Genomic DNA, 23,501 nt, shown 5'->3' with positions numbered 1-23,501 from the left:
GAAATAAATATGAGAATAATTACTGTATTTACTGCTATCTTATTATCTCTGTGGCTAACGGGATGTGGTATTGCACAAAGCGCCTCGGAAAGGGCGGTCGATTTAAGCAACTCTATTTTTACATGGGATGTAAGAGCATTGCATTTAGATATTATGGCAAGATCTGAATTAAATATGGATGATGATGGACACTCCTCGCCTGTTGTTATCCGTATTTATCAATTAAAAAAAGCTGACGCATTTAACTCTGTTTCTTATCAAGAGTTAGTTGATCAAGATAGTGATATATTAAAAGAATCATTGCTTGAAAGTAAAGAAATAGTACTAAAACCCAATACGGCTATTTCTATTGATGCTCCATTTCATAAGCAGGCTAAAGCGGTAGGGATCGCTGCACTTTATAAAGAGCCGAACATAAAAGAGAATAACTGGCGGATAGTGTTAAAACGAGGCGATTTAAATATCACTAAACCTCGCGAAATAATCGCAAGTCAATATACAATTAGATTGGTGGAAGAAAATAAATGAGCGCTTCACTTTACGAGCAGCTTTACGGTTATTTTGAGTCAGGCATAGCGGTTGATGATGTGCCTGAGAATGAACAGACCATTATCAGCGTGATGGATAATATTGAGCGTATTTTAAATAGCCGAGCTGGCGCTATAAAACACCTGCCAGACTATGGTTTACCTGATATGTCAACAATCTTTCAGGCTTTGCCCTCATCTGCCTATATTTTGATGAGGGCAATTGAACAAACGTTATTAAAATATGAACCAAGATTGGCATCGATTAAAATTAATATTGATGAACAAAATACTGACACCATGGTATTAGCTTATGAACTAGTTTGTCATTTCAAAGAGGGGGCGCTGGTCAAATATGGGACCTATTTTATGTCTGACGGCAAAGCGCGCCTTAAATATATACGTAAAGCTCCACGTTACACATAGTGAGTGTGTTTTTTCTGGATAGAAAATGGCCATATCTCGCCGTAGTAGCTCAAATTTAATCTGACAGACACATATTACTCACCGGCATTCATTTTAACAAAATGAGTGTCCGATGCACAAAATAAGTTCTCCAATTGCTTTTTCTTAACCAACCCTTTTGCCCCGTTCCACGTTTGCCATGGTGTTTTTCCATAACAATATTTTTCAGAATGTATCCTTTCTCGGTTGTAAAATTCAAGCTATTGGTCAATGTCGGTTTGTATTTCACTCAATTGCGTGTAAATCTTACGTCGAAATAAAACATCATAACATTCTGTTTTCATCGTCTTATGAAATCGCTCACAAATACCGTTAGTTTGAGGGCTATAGGCTTTGGTCTTGGTGTGTTCAATATCTTCTAGATTAAGATACAGTTCATAAGCATGGCTCTACTTATGACCATTATATTCCGTTCCTCGGTCTGTAAGAATGCGTAAAAGCGGTATTTGTTCACTATCAAAAAAAGACAGCACTTTATCATTGAGCATATCGGCAGCGATGAGACTGTTTTTCTCGGTATAGACTTTAGCAAAAGCATGTCTGGAATAGGTATCAATGACTGTTTGTTGGTATATTTTCCCCATCCCTTTAATATGTCCCACATAATAGGTATCTTGTGCACATAAATAACCTGGATGATGGGTCTCAATTTCGCCATGCGCTTCTCGTGATGCTTTGGCTTTTTCGAGGGCTTGTAATTGATTTTATGTGAGCACACATCTATCTTGCACCACTTTGATTTCTAGGGGTGATTAGGCGTTTTTTAAAACTTTCTAAATCGTGACGTAGCCAAATTGAACGTACACTACTCCCTGACACCAATATGCCTTTTTGATGGAGTTGATTGGCGACCCGATGTTGACCATAAGCAGGATATTAAAAATGTCCAAAAAAGACCTACATCCATTGCTTGTGGACGACGTCATATCTCTTCTTTTACTTCAATATAAATACCTGTATGGGGAATAGCATCACGATCTTCAGCAAGTAAATGAGCGACATATTCTTCAAGAAACTTCATTGCTAAACTATTTTCAATAGCGTGGATATTTTACAACGCTATTTTATCTTCCATCATCATTCCTCTTTATTTTTTTAGATTTATCCATTTTTTAAACATAATATTATAACTTTTTAGTCTAATTTTTAAATGGAATTTTAATTAAATAAATCAACATATTGTCATTAAAAATCGGCAATTATCATACATAAAAATGGGCCAGCTTTTATTGATAGCCCATATTGCCTGCTTAATCCGCTTGGTGTAACCAATACATGGCTTCATAAGGTCTTAACCTTATTTCAACACCTAACAGAGGACTATCTTGGTAATTACCCAATAACCGTTGCCAGTTTAAGTGTTGTAACGATTTTGGTAATGACCATGTTAACGTTTTATCGGTCAGATTGGTTATCACGAGTAGTTGTTGCTGCTCCGAACGACGCACATAAGCCCAATAATCGGCAATATTGGGGGTGAGGTCTTGATAATCGCCAAAAATAAAGATCGGATATTCTTTGCGTAATTTAATTAAGGTTTGATAGCAATAAAACACCGAATCAGGATCATCTTGTGCCGCTTTAACATTAATTTGTGGATAATTGTTAGCAACCTCAATCCATGGCTCACCTTGCGTAAAGCCAGCGTTGGCGGAACTATCCCATTGCATGGGCGTTCGGCTATTGTCTCTGGATTTGCTGGCTAGAATAGCTAAAATTTCTGCTTTAGACATACCATCTGCTATTTTTTCTTGATAGATGTTAAGACTTTCAACATCTTTATATTGTGAAATATCGGTAAAATGAGGATTTGTCATCCCAATTTCTTCACCTTGATAAAGATAAGGTGTGCCTTGTAAACCATACAGTAGCATCGCCAACATTTTAGCGGATTGTGTGTGATATTGGCTTTCATTGCCAAGGCGTGAGACGATGCGTGGTTGATCATGATTACACCAAAAAATCGCATTCCACGCCTTACCTTGCATGCCCATTTGCCAGTAACCGATAATGTTTTTAAGTTCAATTAAATCTGGTTTGGCTAAACACCACTTATTCCCATTGGGGTAATCGACTTTGAGATGATGAAAATTAAAGGTCATGGTCAACTCTTTACCATCTAAATTGGCATATTTTTGGCAGTTTACTAATGTGGTGGATGACATTTCGCCCACAGTTTTAAGTTGCTTGGGTTGAAATACTTCACGGCTGATCTCTTGTAAAAACTCATGAATTCGAGGTCCATCGGTATAAAATCGTCGTCCATCGCCGTTATCATCATCAGGGAAATCTTGCTGTTTCGAGACTAAATTAATCACATCCAGTCTGAGGGCATCTACCCCTTTATCGGCCCAAAATTGACACACTTTTTTGATTTCGTTGCGAACAATTGGGTTTTCCCAGTTGAGATCAGCTTGCTCTTTCGCAAATAAGTGCAAATAGTACTGCCTTGATGGTTCATGCCATTGCCATGCTTTACCGCCAAATTTTGAGCGCCAATTGTTAGGCTCTGAGCCATCAGCTTTAGCATCTTTCCAAATATAAAAGGAGCGATAAGGGCTGCTTTTATCTAAAGCGGCTTTGAACCAAGGATGCTCGGTTGACGTATGATTAAACACCATATCCATCATAATTCGGATCCCACGCTGGTGCGCTTGTTTAACCAGTAACTCGAAATCAGCCATTGAGCCATAGCTTGGGTCGATAGCATAATAATCTGATACATCATAACCGTTATCAATTTGTGGGGAAGGGTATATTGGGGTTAACCAAATCGCACTGATCCCCAGCGTTTGTAAATAATCTAAGCGCCGAATAATACCTTGTAGATCACCCGTTGGGCTTGTGCCGCTGGCTTGAAAGCTTTTGACATAAATTTGATAAACAGTACCATTTTGCCACCAAGGAATATTGATTTTGTTCATTGTATTCTCTTTTGTTAATCAGTTAATCGCCCACCGTTTTGTTTATACAATGGCGAATTGTTACTATGTATTGTGTATTGCTTAGTATTACTTAGCGAATATTTAACGTGCCTTTTTTCAGTTTTATCTTGTAAACTACTGAGGTTAAAGCAATTGGCACCACAATTGCCACTAACATAGCAAAGGCATAAATCGTCCAATATATCGGCTTAATGGTTAATATTCCCGGTAATCCCCCAACGCCAATCCCATTAGACAACACTCCGGCTAAACCACAGATTAATCCCGCTAACGCCGAGCCAATCATCGCGCATAACATCGGGAACTTATAGTGTAAATTGATGCCATACATGGCGGGTTCGGTTACCCCTAAATAGGCCGATATCGCCGCTGGCACTGACACTTCACGTTCTTTTTGTTTTCTGCTGACCAAGATAATACCCACAACTGCCGAGGCTTGCGCAATATTGGATAGAGCGATAATGGGCCAGATTGGTGTTCCGCCCATGCTATTGGTCATCTGCAAATCAATTGCGAGCGTTGTATGATGAATACCGGTAATCACCAGTGGTGAATAGATAAAACCAAAAATGGCTGCGCCAATGAAGGCATAATGTCCCGTCATTAAATATTTAACAATATCGGCCATGCCATTGCCTAACATTCGCCCCACTGGACCTAAAATAAAATGGGCTAAAAAGACCGAAGTAATTAACGCAATAATAGGTACAATCACCAAATTTAAATAGTCAGGAACGATTTTGCGTAAATGAGTTTCGATCCAGCCAAGTGCCAGCCCTGCAAAAATCGATGGAATCACCTGCGCTTGATAACCGACTTTAGCAATCGTAAACCAACCAAAATCCCATACTTCGGGAATTTTGCTTCCAAGATCATAAGCATTCATTAACTGGGGTGAAACTAACGTAATGCCAAGCACAATACCAAGCACCGGCGAGCCCCCCATTTTTTTTGTGGTTGACCAACAAATGGCAACCGGTAAAAAGTGGAAAATCGCCTCGCAAGGTAGCCAAAGCAGGCTATAGATCGGCGCTAACCAGGGATAACTTTCGGTAAGAGGCTTGTTATCAATAAATGGCATATCGCCAATGACATTACGCAGCCCCAGTAATAATCCACCCGCGATTAAAGCTGGTAATAGGGGGATAAAGATTTCGGCTAAATTAGAAATCAACCTTTCAAAAACCGACATATTTTGTTTGGCTGCGGTTTTGGTCTGCTCTTTGCTTGTCTCATTTAGATTTAATTGTTGAATAAGTACTTTGTAATAACGATCGACATTAGTACCAATAATCACCTGAAACTGCCCAGCATTAATAAAACACCCTTTGACAAAGGGTAATGCCTCGATGGCATCAATTTTAGCCGCCTTGGGATCAACTAGCGCAAACCTTAACCTTGTCAGACAGTGGGTGACACTCGCAATATTTTTACTGCCACCAACAAAAACGATTAGTTGCTCGATTGATTCTGTGGTTATTTTTAAATCTGTAGCCATAATAACATCCCCTTTTATCGGTAAAAACGCAGCCGACATCATTTTATTTTTATCAATAATCTGGCTGTTTTTTTGATTGAAATTAAGCATAGATTGAATTGCTAAATTAATAAATGGGAACGTTCCCTTTTTTGTGATTTATATCACAAATTAGGATGAAATAAGCACAAATTAAATAACCATGGTTGAAATTAACTTATTAATCGGCAAGGAACGGTAATACTTTTAAACTCAAGATGATTTTGTAACATATTAAGTAACGCTTGCGCCGCATAGCGACCGGCTTGATCAAAGCCCAGTTCAACCGCACATGTTTTAGGAAAAAGAAAACTCAGTAGCTCACTATTGCCAATACTGGCAACGGTAATATGTTTAAGCTGTTTTTCGTGTAAGTATTTATTTAACCCCAACGCAATGGCATCGGTTGCGCAAACAATAGCCGATGGATTTTGTACTAACACAAACTCGGCAAGCTCATAGCCTGAACGGTAACTTAATGGCCCTAAAACCGCATTTGGGTTAAGTTGATATTGCTGGCAAAAATCCACATAGGCTTGATAACGCCGTGCGCCAGTGGTTTGATCTTGTTGCTCAACCCCAATATAACCAATCTTTTGATGTTGTTGCGATTGATATAAATGAGCCAATAACATTTTAACTGCGCCCACATCATCATAACAAATACAAGTATGTGCTGGGAATTTTCGTGCAATCACCACACTTTTATCCTGCCAGACGGATAATAATGACTGCTCAAGCTCTGTAAAGGCAAAGATAACAACGCCATCAGCTTGCTTGTCTTTGAGCATGGATAAATGTTCGTTAACTTTGGCGGTACTAAATTGACTTTCCATAATGATCGGATCATAACCCTGCTGGTAAAAAATAGGCAACATGCTTTGCACCGCTTGATTTTCAGACAGTGAATCAAGCCGAGTGACAATAATCCCAATCACTTTATTCCCATAGCCACGCATCGCCCTAGCCGATTTCGACGGCGTAAATTGATGCTGTTCAATGATTGCCATCACATTGGCGCGGGTACTTGCTTTCACCATTGGATCATGATTAATCACCCGTGAAACCGTCGATTTACTCACCCCACAAAGCTTGGCAATATCTTTAATGGTTAAATGATTTGAGGATCTGTTCATCATAAATTAGCCAACAAAAATCAATAAAATTATACTAAGCTATTTTAGAAAAAATAGCGATTTCAGATTGTTTATTTGGGCTTGGTAAATTGGATTTTTGCTAAACAATAGTTAGAATTAAAATCAGGTAAAAATGATAAAATCTGAATTAGCACGAGTCAAAAACCATGTAATAACGCCAGTAAACTATCTTTAATCGTGTTATTATCTTGCATTAAATCAATAGTACAAAAGGATAATTTATGTCCTTGGATAGTTATATTTTCATTAACCGTCACACCGACAGTCGGGTATAGCAACATGCCAGAGGCGCAAACGGATAAAGGATCGCTATCTTTTTCCTGACTTCTTAAATAAGCATACAATTGATAAAGGTGGTGACTACTAAACGAGTTAGGTCTAAATCGTGATTTTTTTAAAATTGAGGTACATTTAGTATCAATAATTAAACGTTGCATATGACTGCGATTTTCAAGTATTAAATCGGTTTTCATAGTTGGCAAATAGGCGGTGATATTATCGGTCACATTGCTATATTGCCAATTTAATTTTTTACCCGCATAAATAGTCCATTGCCGAGGATCTAAATTTACACGATAAAAGCCAACTATCGCTTTTTCAAATAATTCACGTAACCAATGATCGGTTTTTTTTAGTTGTTCAATGGTATGTAATCCTTGGAATTGAGTGGGAATGGACAAGCTAAAAATCAGTTTTGCTAAAGAGATTAAAGTATTATCTTTAAGATTTGCATGGTTAAAACGCTCCTTTTCATAGCAATAATGCGTTGTTTGACCAATCTTCAACGCAGTAAATTGATGAATGATTTTTCTACATTGTTCAATTAAGCTCGCATCGTTTAATTTTTTTACTAATAAATGAGCCGCAGCATGAATATAGCGATTTTTAGGGGTATCAATCGTTAAATCATCATATCGACATTGAATTTTACCTTTTGCCAATAATTGCTTTCGCTGAGTAGTTAAAACCTCTATTTTTCCTCTGACACGATTAAGTGCTTTTGTTGTGAGCTGATAATTTGTAGCAAGGTGATGTATTAACCATTTATTTGCTGCCTGACAATATAGTTTGGCAGCGAGCGTCATTAATTCCTCAGGGTTATTTTCTAGCTCTATTCTCTGTTTTTGCCCTACAGTTTTATAATAATCAGAAGCATAGAGCAAAAGTAGCCATATGTTTCTAATTGGTATTTTGGCAACGGTCGTATTGGTTAATAGCGGATGATTATTTATCGTGGTCATTATTGTCCATTACCTAATAATATATTCATCGCATCGCTAAATTTTTCAGGCTCGCCAAACCAATACTCTTCTAATAGGGGCTCGATTTCTGAACGAACAATATGCTTAAACCAATCTTGCGCAGTCATTTTTTGGTTAGAACAGGTAAAATAGCTATGCCCAATGGTAAATGCCTTGCCGAGTGAACTATCATTACTGATATATTGATTTAATGCCTCTATACGGCGCTTTATATCTTGTAATTGTTGCGGTGAAAAGGCGTGTTTTTCTTGCATATAGTTGAGCCAATTTTCGCCAAAATGAGGACTTAAATGGTAAAAGGCAAAACGACGACGTAAAGCAAAATCGAGCATCGCTAACGAACGATCGGCAATATTCATAGTGCCGATAACATAAAGATTGGCTGGAATAAATACGCCTTTTTCATTTTGGTGTTGGTATGTTAATTCTAATGCCTCATTTGGATTTCGTTTATCAGCTTCAAGTAGCGTTAACATTTCACCAAAAATTTGTGCTGGATTGCCACGATTAATTTCTTCAATCACAATAACATAATTTGATTGAGCATCATTCCTTGCTTGATTAATTATCTCTAAAAAAGGTCCATCAGTCAGCGATAATTTTCCATCACTGGTTGGTCGATAGCCGCGGATAAAATCCTCGTAAGACATATTAGGATGAAACTGAATGGCTTTGATATTCTTTGAATCTTTATAACCAACAATAATATTCGCTAAACGTTTAGCTAACCAAGTTTTACCTGTCCCTGGCGGGCCTTGTAAAATAATATTTTTTTTCAACTTTAAGCTCTTTAATATGGCTTGCAACTGTTGTTCATCAACAAAACAACCCTCATTGATTAGGTCATCTAGGGTATAAGGTTGTTTTATGATTAAAGGTTCAGTAGTATCTTGGTTATTTAAACGCTCTTTAGCTTCATAATCAGTATCTAAGATCGCATTTTCATTGTTACGCAATGCAGTTAAATAAAGTTCAGGATAAGAGTGAACAGGAAAATTTTCATCAGCAAACCTCACAGTTAAATCATCAAGCAATTTCAGATAATCATTACCGCTGAAATCGCTTTTTCTTAAGTTTTTATTTTTGAAAATTTCTACATACTGACTTAAGTAACTTTTTGTTACTTTATCTAACACTAAATAAGCATTAGGACGAATCCAAAATAAACCATTGGTTAGTTGCCAAGAGCAATAAGGTTGCGCCATAGCCAAATCAAATTTTTGCTTAAAATCCTCTTGATAATTGTCATCAATATTAGAAAAATTTAAAGCGACAGAATAAAGATCCCAAAGATTATCTATTTCTTGCTGCTGATTTTCTGAATTGGTGAAAAACCAAGAGATTTGATTATTTAATAATGGTATTCCTTCCCAAGAATTCGGTACTGGTTCCTTAACATCAAAAAATTCAGCCCATTTTTGAGCAATGTTTTTCCTGATTTCTTCGGCATTTCCTCTATTAAATGTTCCCAGCACAGTAAAAGGACAAATATCGTGCAAATTTTTATCTATTAAATAGGATAGTTTAAACTCTAAAGCTAGCTGATTAATAAAAGTCATCAGTTTAAGTCTTTTATTTTTATCTTGGTAACTTAACAACTTATCAGCAATTTCCTCATAAAAAGGTATCCATTCTAAGAGTGGTTTATTATTATCGTTGTTGTCACCATAACGAGATTTCCAATATGGAGCATTGCGAAAAGCATCAATATCTTGTGGCTGATCATAAAATGCAAAATTAATTAATTGTTTATTCAGCCAATTATCATTTTTAACACTCCAGATAGTGTTTATATAGGTATAAAAGTACCATTTCTTATTCAGATTAGTTTGTTGCCAATCGACTTCTAACAATTTTCCATCACCATGATTTTTCGTTACGATACCAATCGCTTTAATTTCCATAACAGAAACAAACAGACCTTTATTATCAAAGGGTAAATTAATTTTTTGATTATAGGTTGATTTGATGGCAACTTTATCGCCAACAGAAATAGATTTTACGTTATCCAAAAGTTTATTATCATAACCATTTTGCCAGATACCTGAACTAATAAAATTCTCTGTTTGGTCCTTATTACCTTTAAATTTTGCACCTAAAAACCAATATGTTTTTATCTCGTCCAATTGCTTTCCTTTCTGATTATGTTATTTATTTTTATGTATATTCTAAAATAATTTATTGTTAACCAAAAATAGAATGTTGATAATTTTTTGCTGACTATTGTTATCAAGTTATTTATGTTTTTACAATACATAATCAAATAGTAAAATTGTAAAAAATAGATGGTTTTTAATAACGCCATTAATGCCTTAAAAATGTTGTGCATGCATAGCTGATTGAATTTTTGTGTAAAATGATCTTATTATTCGGCAAATAAAATGGGTTAAATTAGGCTATAAAATTATTCATCATAATAAATTGTCGATCACAAAGCGGACATAAGATGTAATATCATGTCACTCATTAAACGCTTGAAAGGAGCAAAGTATGAAAATTGCAGTTATTGGTGCGAGTGGTAAAACAGGGCAACTCTTGGTAAAAGAGGCGATTTCACGAGGACATGACGTTACTGCAATAGTGCGTAAAACGAGTCAACATCTCGATCCAAAAGCAAATGTGCTAATTAAAGATCTGTTTGAATTAACCTATACTGATTTAAAACCCTTTGATGTGATTATCGATGCATTTGGTACTTGGTCACTGGAATCACTGCCGTTGCATCAAACCAGTTTAAAACATTTAACGGATATATTAAGCGGTAAAACAAATCGCCTATTAGTGGTGGGGGGAGCTGGCAGTTTATATGTTAATCCACAGCATTCACTACGTTTGGTTGATTCACCTGATTTTCCTGATACATTTAAACCATTAGCCACCAATATGGCCAAAGCACTTGATGCGCTTAGAACGTGCGATGATGTGCAATGGACTTATTTAAGCCCAGCCATTGAGTTTAACGCTGACGGGGAAAGAACTGGGCATTATATCTTGGGCGGTGAAGAGGTGTTATTTAACAGCCAAGGAAAAAGCCAAATCAGCTATGCCGATTATGCCATTGCCATGATTGATGAGGCAGAAAAAGCCAAGCATATTAAGCAACGTTTTACCGTTGCTAGTGAGTAATATTGCTAAAATACTGCAAATAAGCTTTCTTATACAGAAATAAGCACCGATTTTCCATAATAACAAATACAATATCCCGACATATTTTCCAACACGTTTCCAGGTTTATTATTTTTAGAAACGAGTTGGATCTGACTTGGGATATTTTTGAATTTTAATGAAAAAATGAATTTAACGGCAACGTATTAACCAGAAGTGGGGAGTAGGCAAAGTCAAAAGTTTTGTCAATAAGTTTCAGGTAACTATGCATTTAAGTATAAAAAATAGTTGTTTAGGCAAAAAATAGACCTAAAAAAGCAAATATTCATCATCTCTTTTAATGACTAAATTTAGATTACGCTTTTAGAACCTCTCTCACTTGCATCAAAACTTTACCAAGTAGGTTTTTGCCGCGCCATTTCGTTATATTAAATCTCATTTCGTCATCAATGCTTAAACTAATTCCCCAAATCTTGTCATATGGACTAGCTTCGGCTAACACTTTATCTTTGGTGGATAATAGATATTGTTTAAGCTCACCATTTTGCGAAAACTTGGCATAATTACCGGCAAAAACACTCTCTTTTTTATGCTGATTCCAGATATTTTCATCAAAATGACGTACTGCTTGCCCTAGTTTTTTTGCATTTTAGATAACGGGATAGCTAAAATGGCGTTGGCACTATCGATATCTTTAAATAACAACACTTTAGAATACATCATCCACTGTTCTGCATTAGAAAATTGAATATTATCAATAACAAAATGGCAAGGATACCACTGAGACAAATAATGATCAGGGCTAAAAAAGAAAATCATTTTCTTCTTTCCGACGTGTTTCATCGATTGAAATCGCTCCTGTTACAGAAAAATAAACTTATCAATAAAACCTAACTATTGATCAAAGTGACAAAGATTGTATTGGTTTTATCGCATGATTGCTAATATAAAAAATCGGTTATGAGTAATCAGTTCTCATGTTAATAGATAGTTTTGCCTATGTCAGTTATTTTCAATATTTAAAAGACAATAAAGAATTCAAATGTGAATATTTTTTAGATGATGATAATAATCTTGAATATAATAAAAAAAAATCATTAAGTTATTCCCGCAATATTCTCTCGCTTATGCTAATAAAACTAGGCTATTTTTAGCATAGAGTCGCAATAATTACCTTACTCTTTTATATAAAGCTTGTGAATTCTGATAAAAACAGCTCAGGTAGCGCATTGATTTTATTGAAGTTTTATTTCAAGTTTTTAAGTAAAGTCAAATAGTTATAGGGTGATTGCTATTTTAGTGTAGTTAGGTTTCTGGCATATTCGGTTTTAACGAAAATAAAAATACGGGTCAAAACGTTTAGGCAGGTGTGTTTATGTAAAAAAATACGCCATATTTACTCAATAATGTTTAAAAATGTGGCATTTGATTTAAAAAGGTATTGCTTTATTATTTTATTACTATAATATAGCCATCTCTTTGACGCGGGGTGGAGCAGCTTGGTAGCTCGTCGGGCTCATAACCCGAAGGTCGTTGGTTCAAATCCAGCCCCCGCAACCAATTCCTATCAATCCTTGATATATCTTTTTTCATCATCACTATTTTGATTTTGGTACAGCTAATAACGTCGCGACAGCTTCGCTAATGCGTCTGGCTATGTAGCTATTGTTCATAGTGTATAAATGAATGCCATCCACATTTTGTGAAACTAAATCAACAATCTGATCGATTGCATAAGCAATACCGGCATCACGAAATGCATCAGGATGATGTTCATATTTTTCCATCATTTGTTTGAATTTTTTCGGTAAATTCACTCCACACATCGATACCATGCGCTCAATTTGGTTTTTATTAGTCACTGGCATAATGCCGGCTTCGATCGGCACATTAATGCCCATATCGTGTGCTTTATCTAAAAATGCATAAAAATAGTCGTTATCAAAAAATAGCTGTGAAATAAGTTGATCAGTACCGGCATTGACCTTTTCTTTTAAGTGGATCAGATCTTGTTTTAGTGTTGATGCTTCAAGATGACCTTCTGGATAACATGCGCCAATCACGTTAAAATCACCGTTTTCTTTAATAAAGGTCACCAGTTCGCTGGCAAAACGAAAATCATCTTTGGGCGGTACATTCGGGCTGATGTCGCCACGCAAAGCAAGCACATTATCAATCCCTGCACATTTAAGATCATGTAGGATTTTTTGCATTTCGGCTTTATCAAAATTGATCCCCGGTAAGTGCGCAACACTTTCGATGCCATAAGTATGTTTAACCGAATGCGCAATATCAATGGTGGTTTGACCATTTAAGCTACCTCCTGCGCCATAAGTGACGCTAATAAAATCGGGCTTAAAATAACCCAGTTCACGCAGCGTGCTATAAATGGTTGCTAAAGGTGAGGTTTTTTTAGGGGGAAAAACTTCAAAAGAGAACACCGTTTTTTGATTAAATAATAGATTTGTTTTCATTTGTATTATCCATTCGTTATATCACTTATTTTCCTTATTAATATTTCCGCCACCCAAATAGGTGACGGAAGTGTCAGGATTAACAAATTATGATGTTTTAGTAAATAAGCTTAACGATTTTGTAAAATAGTGCCTAATTCAGTGTTTTTCTTACTGCTAATGTAGCCTCAACAAGATGCTGTAAGCTTTCAACGACTTCTTTTTCGCCACGTGTTTTTAAACCGCAATCTGGATTAATCCATAATTTTTGCTTATCAATCTTCGCCAGTAATTTTTCAATCGTCGCTTTAATTTCAGCAACAGGCGGAACGCGTGGCGAATGGATATCGTAAACACCTGGCCCAACTTCGGTTTTAAAATTATTGGCATTGAGCACATCAATTAATTGCAGATTAGAGCGAGAGGCTTCGAACGAAATCACATCGGCATCCATTGCATCAATATCTTTAATGATGTCAGCAAATTCGCTATAACACATATGTGTGTGAATTTGGGTATCAGCTTGGACTTTGCTGTGTACTAACCTAAATGCCGGAATCGCCCAATCAAGATATTCGCTGTTCCAATCCGCTTTACGGAGTGGTAATTTTTCTTTTAACGCGGCTTCGTCAATTTGAATAATTTTAATGCCAGCTGCTTCGAGATCTAACACTTCATCACCAATGGCCAATCCAATTTGGAATACCGATTCTTTTTGGGAAATATCTTCACGTGGGAATGACCAATTTAAAATGGTGACAGGCCCTGTTAACATGCCTTTAACTGGTTTGTCAGTCAGGCTTTGTGCATATTTTGAATATTCAACCGTAATCGGTTTAGAGCGTGAAATATCCCCCCAAACAATCGGTGGCTTAACGCAACGTGTACCGTAAGATTGCACCCAAGCTTTTTCGGTAAACACAAAGCCATTTAAGCTTTCACCAAAATATTCGACCATGTCATTACGTTCAAATTCACCATGCACTAACACGTCAATGCCAATTTCTTCTTGTAATTTAATACACTCAGCAATTTTTTGTTGGTTAAATTCAGTGTATTGGTTTAAGCAAATTTCGCCTTTTTTGAATTTAGCACGATTTAAACGCACATCAGGCGTTTGCGGGAATGATCCAATGGTTGTGGTTGGTAATAATGGTAAATTAAAGGCCTTTTTCTGCGCTGCTTCACGCACTGAAAACTCAGGTAAACGGGTAAAATCAGACGCGCTTAATGCCGCCACTTTTTGGCGAACCGCTTGGTTTGCACCTTCACGTTCACGGGTAAATAGTGTTTGATTGGTTTTATAAGCTGCATGGTTATCAGGATTTGCATCATTAAATAACTGACCAAGTTCAGCCAATTCTTGTAGCTTTTCTTGAGCAAAAGCAAAATAAGCACGTTGTTGAATAGTTAATTTGGTCTCATTTTGTAAGGTATAAGGAACATGCAGTAATGAACAAGATGTATTTATCACAATATTTGTGGCTTTTTGTTTTATTTGACCAAGTAAAGCTAAGGTTTTTTGATAATTATTTTTCCAGATATTTTTACCATTAACCACACCAGCAAATAATACTTTATCAGCTGGGAAGCCATTATTTTCAAGTAAAGCTAATGACTGTTTACCTTCAACAAAATCAAGCCCAATCCCATCAAAAGGTAAAGCGACAAGTTCTTTATAACAATCACGCACATCACCAAAATAGGTTTGTAGAACAATTTTGGTGTTACCTTTAACTGATAATATTGCTTGATAAAGTTCGGTAAATAAGGCGATATCGTCTTTATTTAGATCGGTCACTAAAATTGGCTCATCAATTTGAATCCACTCAGCGCCAAGCGTTGTGAATTTTTGGATGATCTCTTGATAAGCTTTAATAATATCTGCTTTAAAATCGACCAGTTGTTTGTTGCCTAAGTATTGTGCTAATTTAAAAAAGGTTAATGCGCCAATCACAACAGGTTTGGTTTGCACGCCTAGTGCTTTGGCTTCTTGATATTCATCAAAAGGTTTTGTACCTGTTAACTTAATCTGTACTGAATCTTCAATTTCAGGCACTAAATAGTGGTAATTGGTATTAAACCATTTTTTCATAGCCAGCGCACGCACATCGCCTTTTTCGCCCTGATAACCACGCGCCATCGCAAAATAGCGGTCAAGTTCAGGTAAACCTAAATCTTGATAACGTTTTGGGATCACATTCAATAAGCATGCGGTATCAAGTACGGCATCATAAAATGAAAAATCATTCGATGAAATAAAAGCAATTTTTTGTGCCGCTTGTTGTTTTAAGTGCTCAGCACGTAACGCTTTGGCTTCGTTTAATAATTCAGCTTGGGTTTTATTACCTTTAAAATAAGCTTCTGTTGCAAATTTGAGTTCGCGAAGCTTACCAACACGAGGATATCCAATAACAGCAGTATTCATTTTTGTTCCCTTTTTATCCATTTTCTTCAGTGATAAAGAAGATAACAAAAAAAACAGGTATTGAATAATTATAGTTTTTTATTAGTTGTTATAGTTTTTAACTATATCTAATAAAATAAAAAATCCCACTATGGTTAAATAGTAGGATTCAAAATTAATTAATAAAAGCTAAGCCAGCTATTGACGCCACTTGCCATGAATTGGTCTTGAAAAATGAGCAAGTACAGCAATCATACAAATTTCAATCGATACGCCCCAATAGATATGACCTAAAAATTCACTCCATAGCTCATAACCATTTAAATTCCATAACCAACCAACAGTGCCTTCCACATCATAAATAGGGTGACGAAAACCTAGTAATGGAATTAAAAAACCATGCATAGCGACAGTAACAAGAATGCCAAAAAATGCCCCATACCATAATCGAATATTATTCCAAAAATAGGCAACATAAACATATACAAAAGCAAAGGCAAAACTAAATAGCCAATGATAAAGTGTCACTGCACCAGAGACAGTATTTATTTGATAAATATAATCAAGCGAATGAGAATCAATATCTAACCAACCAAGCCAAGCATCAATGTGGGCTGCAGGCGGCGAAATTTCCCCTGGAACACGAGGGGGCATATTAACTTCAGACCCCCACTTAACTAAAGCACTCATAAAACCACCAATGATAGTAGTCCAAATAATTACTTGGCGATTTGTTTTATTTCCAAACATACTCGGTTTTCCATAGTTATAATAAATAGGTGTTTGGATTATACTGCACAGTAGTTTGAGATAAAAGAAGAATAAATAGGATTGGTTGATTGTAAAAGTGATTGGAATAATGGAGGATAATTTATTTATAAAACGTTTTGTATTGCTTTGAGGAAAAAGTAATTTTTAGAGCAATTTGTTTTGTTGATAAATAATTGAGCACGGTAATCATGTAAAACTAACTTAACTAGATCATTGTGTATGATGATTTATTATTAAAACGGTATAGAATTCTGGATATTTTTTACAAAAAATATAACTTAAAAAGTGAACGGGTAGAATGATTTGATTAATAACTGCTTAGAGTGACATATGCTACATTATTTTTCGTTTGATCTTACAATGTGATAGGGTTGGTATTAAGTTGGCAGTTTAGAATATTATCAAGAGTTTAGAGAGTACACAGTTAAGGTGATGGAGGGAGCAAAGTAGAATTGGCCCTATAAGTAGAGTCTTATATTTTAATAATCATTGAAGTAAATTGAGCTAACCAATTCTCATACGATAATACGTGTTTAACTAATCCTCTTATATCAGCAATATCATATATAGCATAAAAAATTGCATCTTGATTAGGAATTCTTTTTGCCGCAAAATGAGCAAAAATATTTCTATGATTTCTTCAAGTTTCTCTTCTGCTTCTTTTTTTGTTCATGGCTTAGGTTTAATTCTGAAAGACAAGATATAATTTTATTAACTAAATTAGGAATAATATGTAATTTTTTTTGACTTGTAATTAAAATCCCTTTTTCTTTTAATATATTAAAACAACGCCTAATGTTTAAATCAATAAAATTGTCAGTTTGTATATACATACCTAATATTCTAAAGTCTTCATTAGTTAAATTTTCTAATAACTCAACTTCAAAATTTTTTAATTCATTTCCCAATGCTAATATTTGTTCAGTCCTAAATTCTTTTGGTAATCCCATTTTATTTCTCTTTATTTAACTTTTATCGAAGAATAATCAGTCAATCTAACTTAGAATCAATTATCCCTTTACACTCTGCTTACCGTAATTGATGCTCAATCTCCCTATACTTGAACACAAGCTTCCCTCCCAAAACATCTCAAGAAATAAAAACAATCACCTGTATTTATTTACAGTGTTTTTGCTGTTATACTGCCAATATTATAACTAGCCTTATGTATTAATTTATTATGATAACTCAACTAACTATTAATAATTTTGCTATTGTGGATCAGCTTCTTGTCGATTTTACTTCGGGTATGACTGCTATTACGGGTGAAACGGGCGCGGGGAAATCTATTGCTATTGATGCATTGGGATTATGCTTGGGTAATCGTTCTGATGCCTCATCTATTCGGCATGGTGCTGATCGTGTTGATATTTCGGCTTGTTTTGTGCTGGATGATACGCCGGCTGCATTTGCGTGGTTGAGCGAAAATCAGCTTGATGAGGGCAATGAATGCATTTTACGCCGAGTGATTAATCAAGATGGGCGTTCTAAAGCATTTATTAATGGTCGTGCGGTACCTATTTCGCAATTAAAAGATTTGGGGCAAATGTTGATTCAAATTCATGGGCAACATGAACATCAACGGCTGTTACGCAGTGATTATCAACAGCTGTTACTAAATCATTATATGAATGAATCCACCTTGCTTGCCCAAATGCAGCAAGCCTATAAACAGTGGAAAGAAGCAACACGAGCCTACCAGCAATACCAAACCTCACGACAAGAGCGTGAGGCGCATATGCAGCTTTTGCAATATCAGTTAAAAGAGTTAAACGAATTTTCACCAATTTCTGGTGAATATCAGCAAATTGATGAAGAATACAAACGATTATCCAACAGTGAACAATTGATCCATCTGAGCCAACAATCTGTGTTGTTGTTAGATGAAGCCGATGAATATAACGTCAGTAATTTACTCAGAAATGTTAAAAATAGTGTTCAAGAGCTGGCAGAGCTCGATCCCACTTTAAATAATGTTTATAACATGCTTGAAGAGGCTTCCATTGAGATTAAAGAAGCAAGCGATGAACTTCGGCATTATAATGAACGTTTAGAGCTCGATCCGGCACGCATCATGCAACTTGAACAGCGATTATCTAAACAAATTGCTTTAGCGCGTAAACATCATGTTGCCCCCGAAGCATTACCTGATTTGCATCAAACCTTGTTGGCTGAATTTAAACAGCTAAATCAGCAAGATGAACAAAATGAACAACTTAAAACCGATATTAGCAAATACCATCAAATCGCCGTTGACATTGCCGCTAAATTACATCAAAAAAGGTTAACGATAAGCAAAACATTAGCTAAAAAAGTAACGACCATTATGCATGAATTATCCATGCCTAATGGGCAATTTAGTATCGATATCGCTTTTGACGGGAATCGATTAAATGAAGATGGCGCCGATCAAGTCACTTTTTTAGTCAGTACCAATGCCGGTCAAAGCCCACAACCGCTCGCTAAAGTAGCATCTGGCGGTGAATTATCACGTATCGCCTTAGCCATTCAAGTTTTAACGGCGCAAAAAATGGATACGCCAGCTTTAATCTTTGATGAAATTGATGTCGGTATCAGTGGTCCAACTGCCGCAAAAGTAGGGCAACTATTAAGGCAACTTGGGCAATCAACCCAAGTGATTACCGTTACCCATTTACCACAAGTGGCAGGGCAAGCAAATCAACATTACTTTGTTAATAAACAAACAAATAGCAAACAAACTTCAACCGACATGCAAAAATTAGATAAAAATGGACGGTTAAATGAGTTAGCCAGATTATTAGGTGGCGATAAAATTACAGAGGCAACATTAGCTAATGCGAAAGAGCTACTTATTATCTAACTGAATTGTGGTAATATAGCGCTTTCATCTTAGGTGTGAAGGAAGCTTGATCATGAGTCTATCGGGTAAACGTATTTTGTTAGGCATTACTGGTGGCATTGCTGCTTATAAATGCCCTGATCTGGTTCGCCATTTAAAAAAAGCAGGCGCACAAGTGCATGTCGTGCTGACAAATTCTGCTAGTCATTTTGTGGCTAAAATGACGCTACAAGCCGTTTCTGGCAATCAGGTATCTTGTGATCTCTTCGATCCATCTGCCGAGCTTTCTATGAGTCATATTGAACTTGCCAAATGGGCAGATTTAGTCTTAATTGCACCGGCAACCGCCAATATTATAGCCAAAATGGCCAACGGTATTGCTGATGACCTGTTATCAACGATTTGCTTAGCCACATCTGCACCGATTGCCATTGCGCCTGCAATGAATCAACAAATGTATAAAGCTGCAGCAACGCAACATAATTTATCAGTATTAGCCTCAAGAAATACTTTAATTTTAGGACCAGATAACGGGTTCCAAGCCTGTGGAGATATTGGACCTGGGCGTATGCTTGAGCCACATGCTATTGTTGAACAAATTGCACACTATTTTAAAGCCACTTCTGCACTTTCAGATATATCTATTACCATTACAGCAGGCCCAACAATCGAAGAAATCGATCCGGTTCGTTACATTAGTAATTACAGTTCAGGAAAAATGGGCTTTGCAATAGCAAATGCAGCCGCTCAAATGGGTGCTACAGTCACATTAATTAGTGGGCCTGTCCATTTAGATACGCCAAATGATGTCAACCGAATTGACGTTAAAAGCGCTAAACAGATGTACGATGAAGCATTAAATCACGCGCAAAAATCAACTATTTTTATTTCGTGTGCGGCGGTTGCTGACTATCATGCTAAAACAATTGCGACGCAAAAAATCAAAAAAACTAGCGATAACAATGAACTTATTATTGAATTAGTGAAAAACCCCGATATTGTAGCAAGTGTCGCAGCATTAAAAACGCATCGTCCTTTTGTAGTAGGATTTGCTGCTGAAACTCACGATGTCAAAGCTTATGCACTAAAAAAATTAACCACAAAAAACCTAGATTTAATTTGCGCTAATGATGTTTCAGACAAAACCATCGGCTTTAATTCCGACAAAAATGCATTAACGCTATATTGGCAAAACGGTGAGCAAACATTGCCATTAAGTAGTAAACAACAATTAGCAACACAGTTACTTCAAGCAGTTATAACACGATATAAAGCGAGTCACGATGAAGAGAAAAATTGATATAAAAGTATTAGACCAACGTTTAGGTCATGAATTTCCACTACCTACTTATGCAACAGAAGGATCCGCTGGTATTGATTTACGCGCGATGTTTGATAAAACCACTGAAATCAAACCTGGTGAAACTATCTTAACGCCGACGGGGTTATCAATGCATATTGCCGATCCTAATCTGGCCGCTTTAGTATTACCGCGTTCAGGCCTTGGCTCAAAAAATGGTATCGTGCTTGGTAATTTGGTTGGTTTAATCGATTCTGATTATCAAGGTCAACTATTTGTTCCCGTTTGGAATCGTAGTCAAACACCTTTTGTTATTGAGGCAGGCGATCGCATTGCTCAATTAATCATTGTTCCGGTTGTACAAGCAGAATTTAACATCGTTGATGAGTTTATTGAGTCAGCACGCGGTGAGGGTGGATTTGGACATTCGGGTAAAAAATGATTGTGAGCAGCAAAAATAAAAATCGTAAAGAAGATATCTTACAAGCATTGGCAAAGATGCTTGAATCCAATGAAGGCACGCAAAGAATTACGACAGCTAAATTAGCTGCAACAGTCGGTGTTTCTGAAGCAGCGCTATATCGACACTTTTCAAGCAAAACAAAAATGTTTGAAAGCTTAATTGTCTATATTGAAGATATCTTATTGTCTCGCATTAATGTGATTATACAAGATGAGCCTAATACTTTTACTCGCTTGCAACTGATTTTAGCGTTAATATTGGGCTTTTCTGAAAAAAATCCCGGATTAACTAGAATTATGACGGGTCATGCGTTAATGTTTGAACAAGAACAGTTACAAGAACGTATTAGCCAACTATTTGAACGTATTGAAACCCAAATCAAACAAGTTTTACGTGAACGAAAAATTCGTGAAGGTGTCGCTTTCATCACTGATGAACGCATTTTATCCAGTCAGTTATTAGCTTTTTGTGAAGGTATGATGGCACGTTATTCTCGTTCAGGATTTAAATATCTACCAACAACTAATTTTGATACACGTTGGACTTTATTAGCCAAGCAGTTAGTTTAATTAATTTTGTACAAATTCCCTTTGACAAAAATTTCTTTTACCTATTACTGAGGATAATAATATGAATGTTGAAGATTTTTTAAATTATGCCCTTTCATTTATCAAAAAATATGATGGGGTTGTATTTAGCTATATTGCTCATTTCTTCTTTGCCATTATTATTTTTGCTATTGGTAGAACCGTCGCAAGTTTGCTTAGCAACCAATTAAAGCGCATATTATTTAACCGTCACGTTGATCCGACTGTTGTTAAATTTGTTAGTGCGCTGTCGTACTATATCATCATTGTTATGACATTGGTTGCTGTTTTGGGTCAATTAGGGGTGCAAACAGCTTCCATTGTTGCTGTTATTGGTGCAGCGGGATTAGCTATTGGTTTGGCATTACAAGGCTCGCTGTCTAATTTTGCAGCTGGAGTTATTTTAATTATTTTTCGCCCATTTAAAGTGGGTGAAACAGTCGTCATTAATAGTCTGCAAGGTATTATTGATTCTATACAAATTTTTTCAACCTCTATTGTTACACCAACTAATGAATTAGTCGTGATCCCGAATAGTCAGGTCGTGAGCGCCAATATTATTAACTATACTCGTTTACCTGAAAGGCGTTTAGATTTAGTGATTAATGTGGGTTATAATTCAGATATTCAAAATGTTTATCAAGTGCTAAAACAAGCGGTTGGTAAAACTAGTAATATATTAACATCTAAAGAAACGACTATTCGATTAGATGTCTTAGATGCTTCTTCAATGAATTTTAATGTATTAGTTTGGACATTAAATGAAAATTATGGCACCGTAAAAGGGGAGCTACTTGAAAATATCAAAAATGGATTAACTGAAAATCATATCAATATTCCTTATCCAACCATGGATGTAAATGTTAACACTAAGTCGTAATTTATTAAAAACTCCGTCGATGCCCAGTGACGGAGTTTGTTTATTCTTTAATAGCGATTAAATATCTTGATCCATATTTAAAGCAGGTTTTTCACAATCAGGGCAACCCACCACTTTTGCAGGTACACCCACAACAGTTGTATGCGGTGGCACAGGATCTAACACGACGGAACCTGCACCAATTTTAGCCCCTTTACCTATTTCAATATTACCTAAAATCGTTGAATGCGCACCGATCATCACTCCTTCGCGTATTTTAGGATGACGATCACCATTTTGTTTTCCTGTGCCACCTAAGGTGACTGATTGCAAGATAGAAACATCGTTTTCGATCACAACCGTTTCACCAATCACAATCCCCGTTGCGTGATCAAACATGACTCCACAGCCAATTTTTGCCGCGGGGTGAATATCAACGCCAAACACTATTGCAATCTGGCTTTGTAAAAAAATGGCCAATGATTTACGATTTTGCTGCCAAAGCCAATGAGCAATGCGATAAGCTTGTAACGATAAAAAGCCTTTATAATAAAGCAGTGGCGTTGAGTAATAATTAGTCGCTGGATCGCGAATATAGACAGCCATAATATCGCTTATTGCTGATTGAATAATAGTTTCGTCAGCTTGATAAGCCTGCCGAGCAATTTCTCGAATTTCAATAGCTGGCATAACCTGAGAAACAAGCTTGTTAGCCAAAATATAGCTTAAGGCACTATCTAGGTTTTCATGATTAAGCAAAGTTGCATGGAAATAACTGGCTAGCATCGGTTCACTTTCAACTAATGCTGAGGCTTCTTGTCGAATGGTTTGCCATAATATCTGGGGGTTAACAACTATTTTTG

The 23,501-nt window shown here is 36.3% G+C and carries 20 protein-coding genes, 1 tRNA gene and 1 pseudogene; 9 read left to right on the top strand and 13 right to left on the bottom strand.

Annotation, left to right across the window (positions count from 1 at the left end):
- Window positions 1-9: 9 nt before the first annotated feature.
- Together tssJ and tssE are read left to right on the top strand one after the other, a co-directional pair.
- The gene (gene tssJ, locus A9G23_RS04180; RefSeq protein WP_065586423.1) at window positions 10-528 is read left to right on the top strand and encodes a type VI secretion system lipoprotein TssJ; all 519 of its coding nucleotides are present in this window, start codon (window positions 10-12) and stop codon (window positions 526-528) included.
- The gene (gene tssE, locus A9G23_RS04175) at window positions 525-953 is read left to right on the top strand and encodes a type VI secretion system baseplate subunit TssE (protein ID WP_065586422.1); all 429 of its coding nucleotides are present in this window, start codon (window positions 525-527) and stop codon (window positions 951-953) included. The genes tssJ and tssE overlap by 4 nt, the downstream gene beginning before the upstream one ends.
- A gap of 74 nt (window positions 954-1,027) precedes the next feature.
- Here the strand turns inward: tssE and A9G23_RS11715 are convergent.
- From A9G23_RS11715 to A9G23_RS04145, 6 genes and pseudogenes are all read right to left on the bottom strand, one after another.
- A pseudogene (locus A9G23_RS11715) lies at window positions 1,028-1,868 on the bottom strand (integrase core domain-containing protein); the annotation flags it as partial.
- A 374-nt stretch (window positions 1,869-2,242) separates the two neighbouring features.
- Complete coding sequence (treC, locus tag A9G23_RS04165) at window positions 2,243-3,916, bottom strand: alpha,alpha-phosphotrehalase (RefSeq protein WP_065586420.1); 1,674 nt, start codon at window positions 3,914-3,916, stop codon at window positions 2,243-2,245.
- A gap of 91 nt (window positions 3,917-4,007) precedes the next feature.
- Entirely contained in the window at window positions 4,008-5,435 is a 1,428-nt protein-coding gene (gene treB / locus A9G23_RS04160) for a PTS trehalose transporter subunit IIBC (protein ID WP_065586438.1), read from the bottom strand.
- A 191-nt stretch (window positions 5,436-5,626) separates the two neighbouring features.
- Window positions 5,627-6,592, bottom strand: a complete 966-nt coding sequence (treR, locus tag A9G23_RS04155) for a trehalose operon repressor TreR (RefSeq protein ID WP_065586419.1) — start codon at window positions 6,590-6,592, stop codon at window positions 5,627-5,629.
- A gap of 155 nt (window positions 6,593-6,747) precedes the next feature.
- Window positions 6,748-7,851, bottom strand: coding sequence for a 5-methylcytosine restriction system specificity protein McrC (locus tag A9G23_RS04150; protein ID WP_065586418.1), 1,104 nt, complete (start codon window positions 7,849-7,851; stop codon window positions 6,748-6,750).
- Window positions 7,851-9,998 (bottom strand): AAA family ATPase, encoded by a 2,148-nt coding sequence (locus A9G23_RS04145; RefSeq protein WP_065586417.1) that lies wholly within the window; start codon window positions 9,996-9,998, stop codon window positions 7,851-7,853. The genes A9G23_RS04150 and A9G23_RS04145 overlap by 1 nt, the downstream gene beginning before the upstream one ends.
- A 364-nt stretch (window positions 9,999-10,362) precedes the next feature.
- Here A9G23_RS04145 and A9G23_RS04140 point away from each other — a divergent pair, with 364 nt between their 5' ends.
- Window positions 10,363-10,998, top strand: a complete 636-nt coding sequence (locus tag A9G23_RS04140) for an NAD(P)-dependent oxidoreductase (protein ID WP_065586416.1) — start codon at window positions 10,363-10,365, stop codon at window positions 10,996-10,998.
- A 334-nt stretch (window positions 10,999-11,332) separates the two neighbouring features.
- On the opposite strand, the gene A9G23_RS11880 is transcribed toward A9G23_RS04140, so the two are convergent.
- Window positions 11,333-11,581 (bottom strand): NADAR family protein, encoded by a 249-nt coding sequence (locus A9G23_RS11880; RefSeq protein WP_081296938.1) that lies wholly within the window; start codon window positions 11,579-11,581, stop codon window positions 11,333-11,335.
- A gap of 29 nt (window positions 11,582-11,610) precedes the next feature.
- Window positions 11,611-11,820: an NADAR family protein gene (locus A9G23_RS11180; RefSeq protein WP_081296937.1), complete on the bottom strand. Its 210-nt coding sequence runs from the start codon at window positions 11,818-11,820 to the stop codon at window positions 11,611-11,613.
- Between the two features lie 640 nt (window positions 11,821-12,460).
- Between A9G23_RS11180 and A9G23_RS04130 the strand changes: the two genes are divergently transcribed.
- Window positions 12,461-12,537 (top strand) — tRNA-Met (locus tag A9G23_RS04130).
- 38 nt (window positions 12,538-12,575) lie between these two features.
- Here the strand turns inward: A9G23_RS04130 and metF are convergent.
- The 4 genes from metF to A9G23_RS04110 all read right to left on the bottom strand — a co-directional run bounded on the left by metF (window position 12,576) and on the right by A9G23_RS04110 (window position 17,558).
- A complete protein-coding gene (gene metF / locus A9G23_RS04125) occupies window positions 12,576-13,451 on the bottom strand; it encodes a methylenetetrahydrofolate reductase [NAD(P)H] (protein ID WP_065586415.1) in 876 nt (291 codons plus the stop codon).
- 133 nt (window positions 13,452-13,584) lie between these two features.
- Window positions 13,585-15,858, bottom strand: a complete 2,274-nt coding sequence (gene metE / locus A9G23_RS04120; RefSeq protein ID WP_065586414.1) for a 5-methyltetrahydropteroyltriglutamate--homocysteine S-methyltransferase — start codon at window positions 15,856-15,858, stop codon at window positions 13,585-13,587.
- A gap of 177 nt (window positions 15,859-16,035) precedes the next feature.
- Complete coding sequence (locus A9G23_RS04115; protein ID WP_065586413.1) at window positions 16,036-16,587, bottom strand: YagU family protein; 552 nt, start codon at window positions 16,585-16,587, stop codon at window positions 16,036-16,038.
- 650 nt (window positions 16,588-17,237) lie between these two features.
- The gene (locus A9G23_RS04110) at window positions 17,238-17,558 is read right to left on the bottom strand and encodes a hypothetical protein (RefSeq protein WP_065586412.1); all 321 of its coding nucleotides are present in this window, start codon (window positions 17,556-17,558) and stop codon (window positions 17,238-17,240) included.
- Window positions 17,559-17,788: 230 nt separating this feature from the next.
- On the opposite strand from A9G23_RS04110, the gene recN reads away from it, so the two are divergent.
- The 5 genes from recN to A9G23_RS04085 all read left to right on the top strand — a co-directional run bounded on the left by recN (window position 17,789) and on the right by A9G23_RS04085 (window position 22,659).
- Window positions 17,789-19,450 carry a DNA repair protein RecN gene (gene recN, locus A9G23_RS04105; protein ID WP_065586411.1) on the top strand — a complete coding sequence of 554 codons (1,662 nt, stop codon included), beginning with the start codon at window positions 17,789-17,791 and terminating at the stop codon, window positions 19,448-19,450.
- Window positions 19,451-19,502: 52 nt separating this feature from the next.
- A complete protein-coding gene (gene coaBC / locus A9G23_RS04100; protein WP_065586410.1) occupies window positions 19,503-20,729 on the top strand; it encodes a bifunctional phosphopantothenoylcysteine decarboxylase/phosphopantothenate--cysteine ligase CoaBC in 1,227 nt (408 codons plus the stop codon).
- Window positions 20,713-21,171 (top strand): dUTP diphosphatase, encoded by a 459-nt coding sequence (gene dut / locus A9G23_RS04095; protein WP_065586409.1) that lies wholly within the window; start codon window positions 20,713-20,715, stop codon window positions 21,169-21,171. Before coaBC ends, dut begins: the two co-directional genes overlap by 17 nt.
- The gene (gene slmA, locus A9G23_RS04090) at window positions 21,168-21,761 is read left to right on the top strand and encodes a nucleoid occlusion factor SlmA (RefSeq protein ID WP_065586408.1); all 594 of its coding nucleotides are present in this window, start codon (window positions 21,168-21,170) and stop codon (window positions 21,759-21,761) included. Before dut ends, slmA begins: the two co-directional genes overlap by 4 nt.
- Before the next feature lie 61 nt (window positions 21,762-21,822).
- On the top strand, window positions 21,823-22,659 hold the full coding sequence (locus A9G23_RS04085) for a mechanosensitive ion channel domain-containing protein (protein WP_065586407.1): 837 nt from the start codon (window positions 21,823-21,825) through the stop codon (window positions 22,657-22,659).
- Window positions 22,660-22,716: 57 nt separating this feature from the next.
- Here the strand turns inward: A9G23_RS04085 and cysE are convergent, their stop codons facing one another.
- The gene (gene cysE, locus A9G23_RS04080) at window positions 22,717-23,496 is read right to left on the bottom strand and encodes a serine O-acetyltransferase (protein ID WP_065586437.1); all 780 of its coding nucleotides are present in this window, start codon (window positions 23,494-23,496) and stop codon (window positions 22,717-22,719) included.
- Window positions 23,497-23,501: the final 5 nt, after the last annotated feature.

This window comes from Gilliamella sp. App4-10 (assembly GCF_001690495.1).
Taxonomy (GTDB): Bacteria; Pseudomonadota; Gammaproteobacteria; order Enterobacterales; family Orbaceae; genus Gilliamella; species Gilliamella apicola_G.
This window is presented reverse-complemented; position numbering and strand designations above follow the sequence as displayed.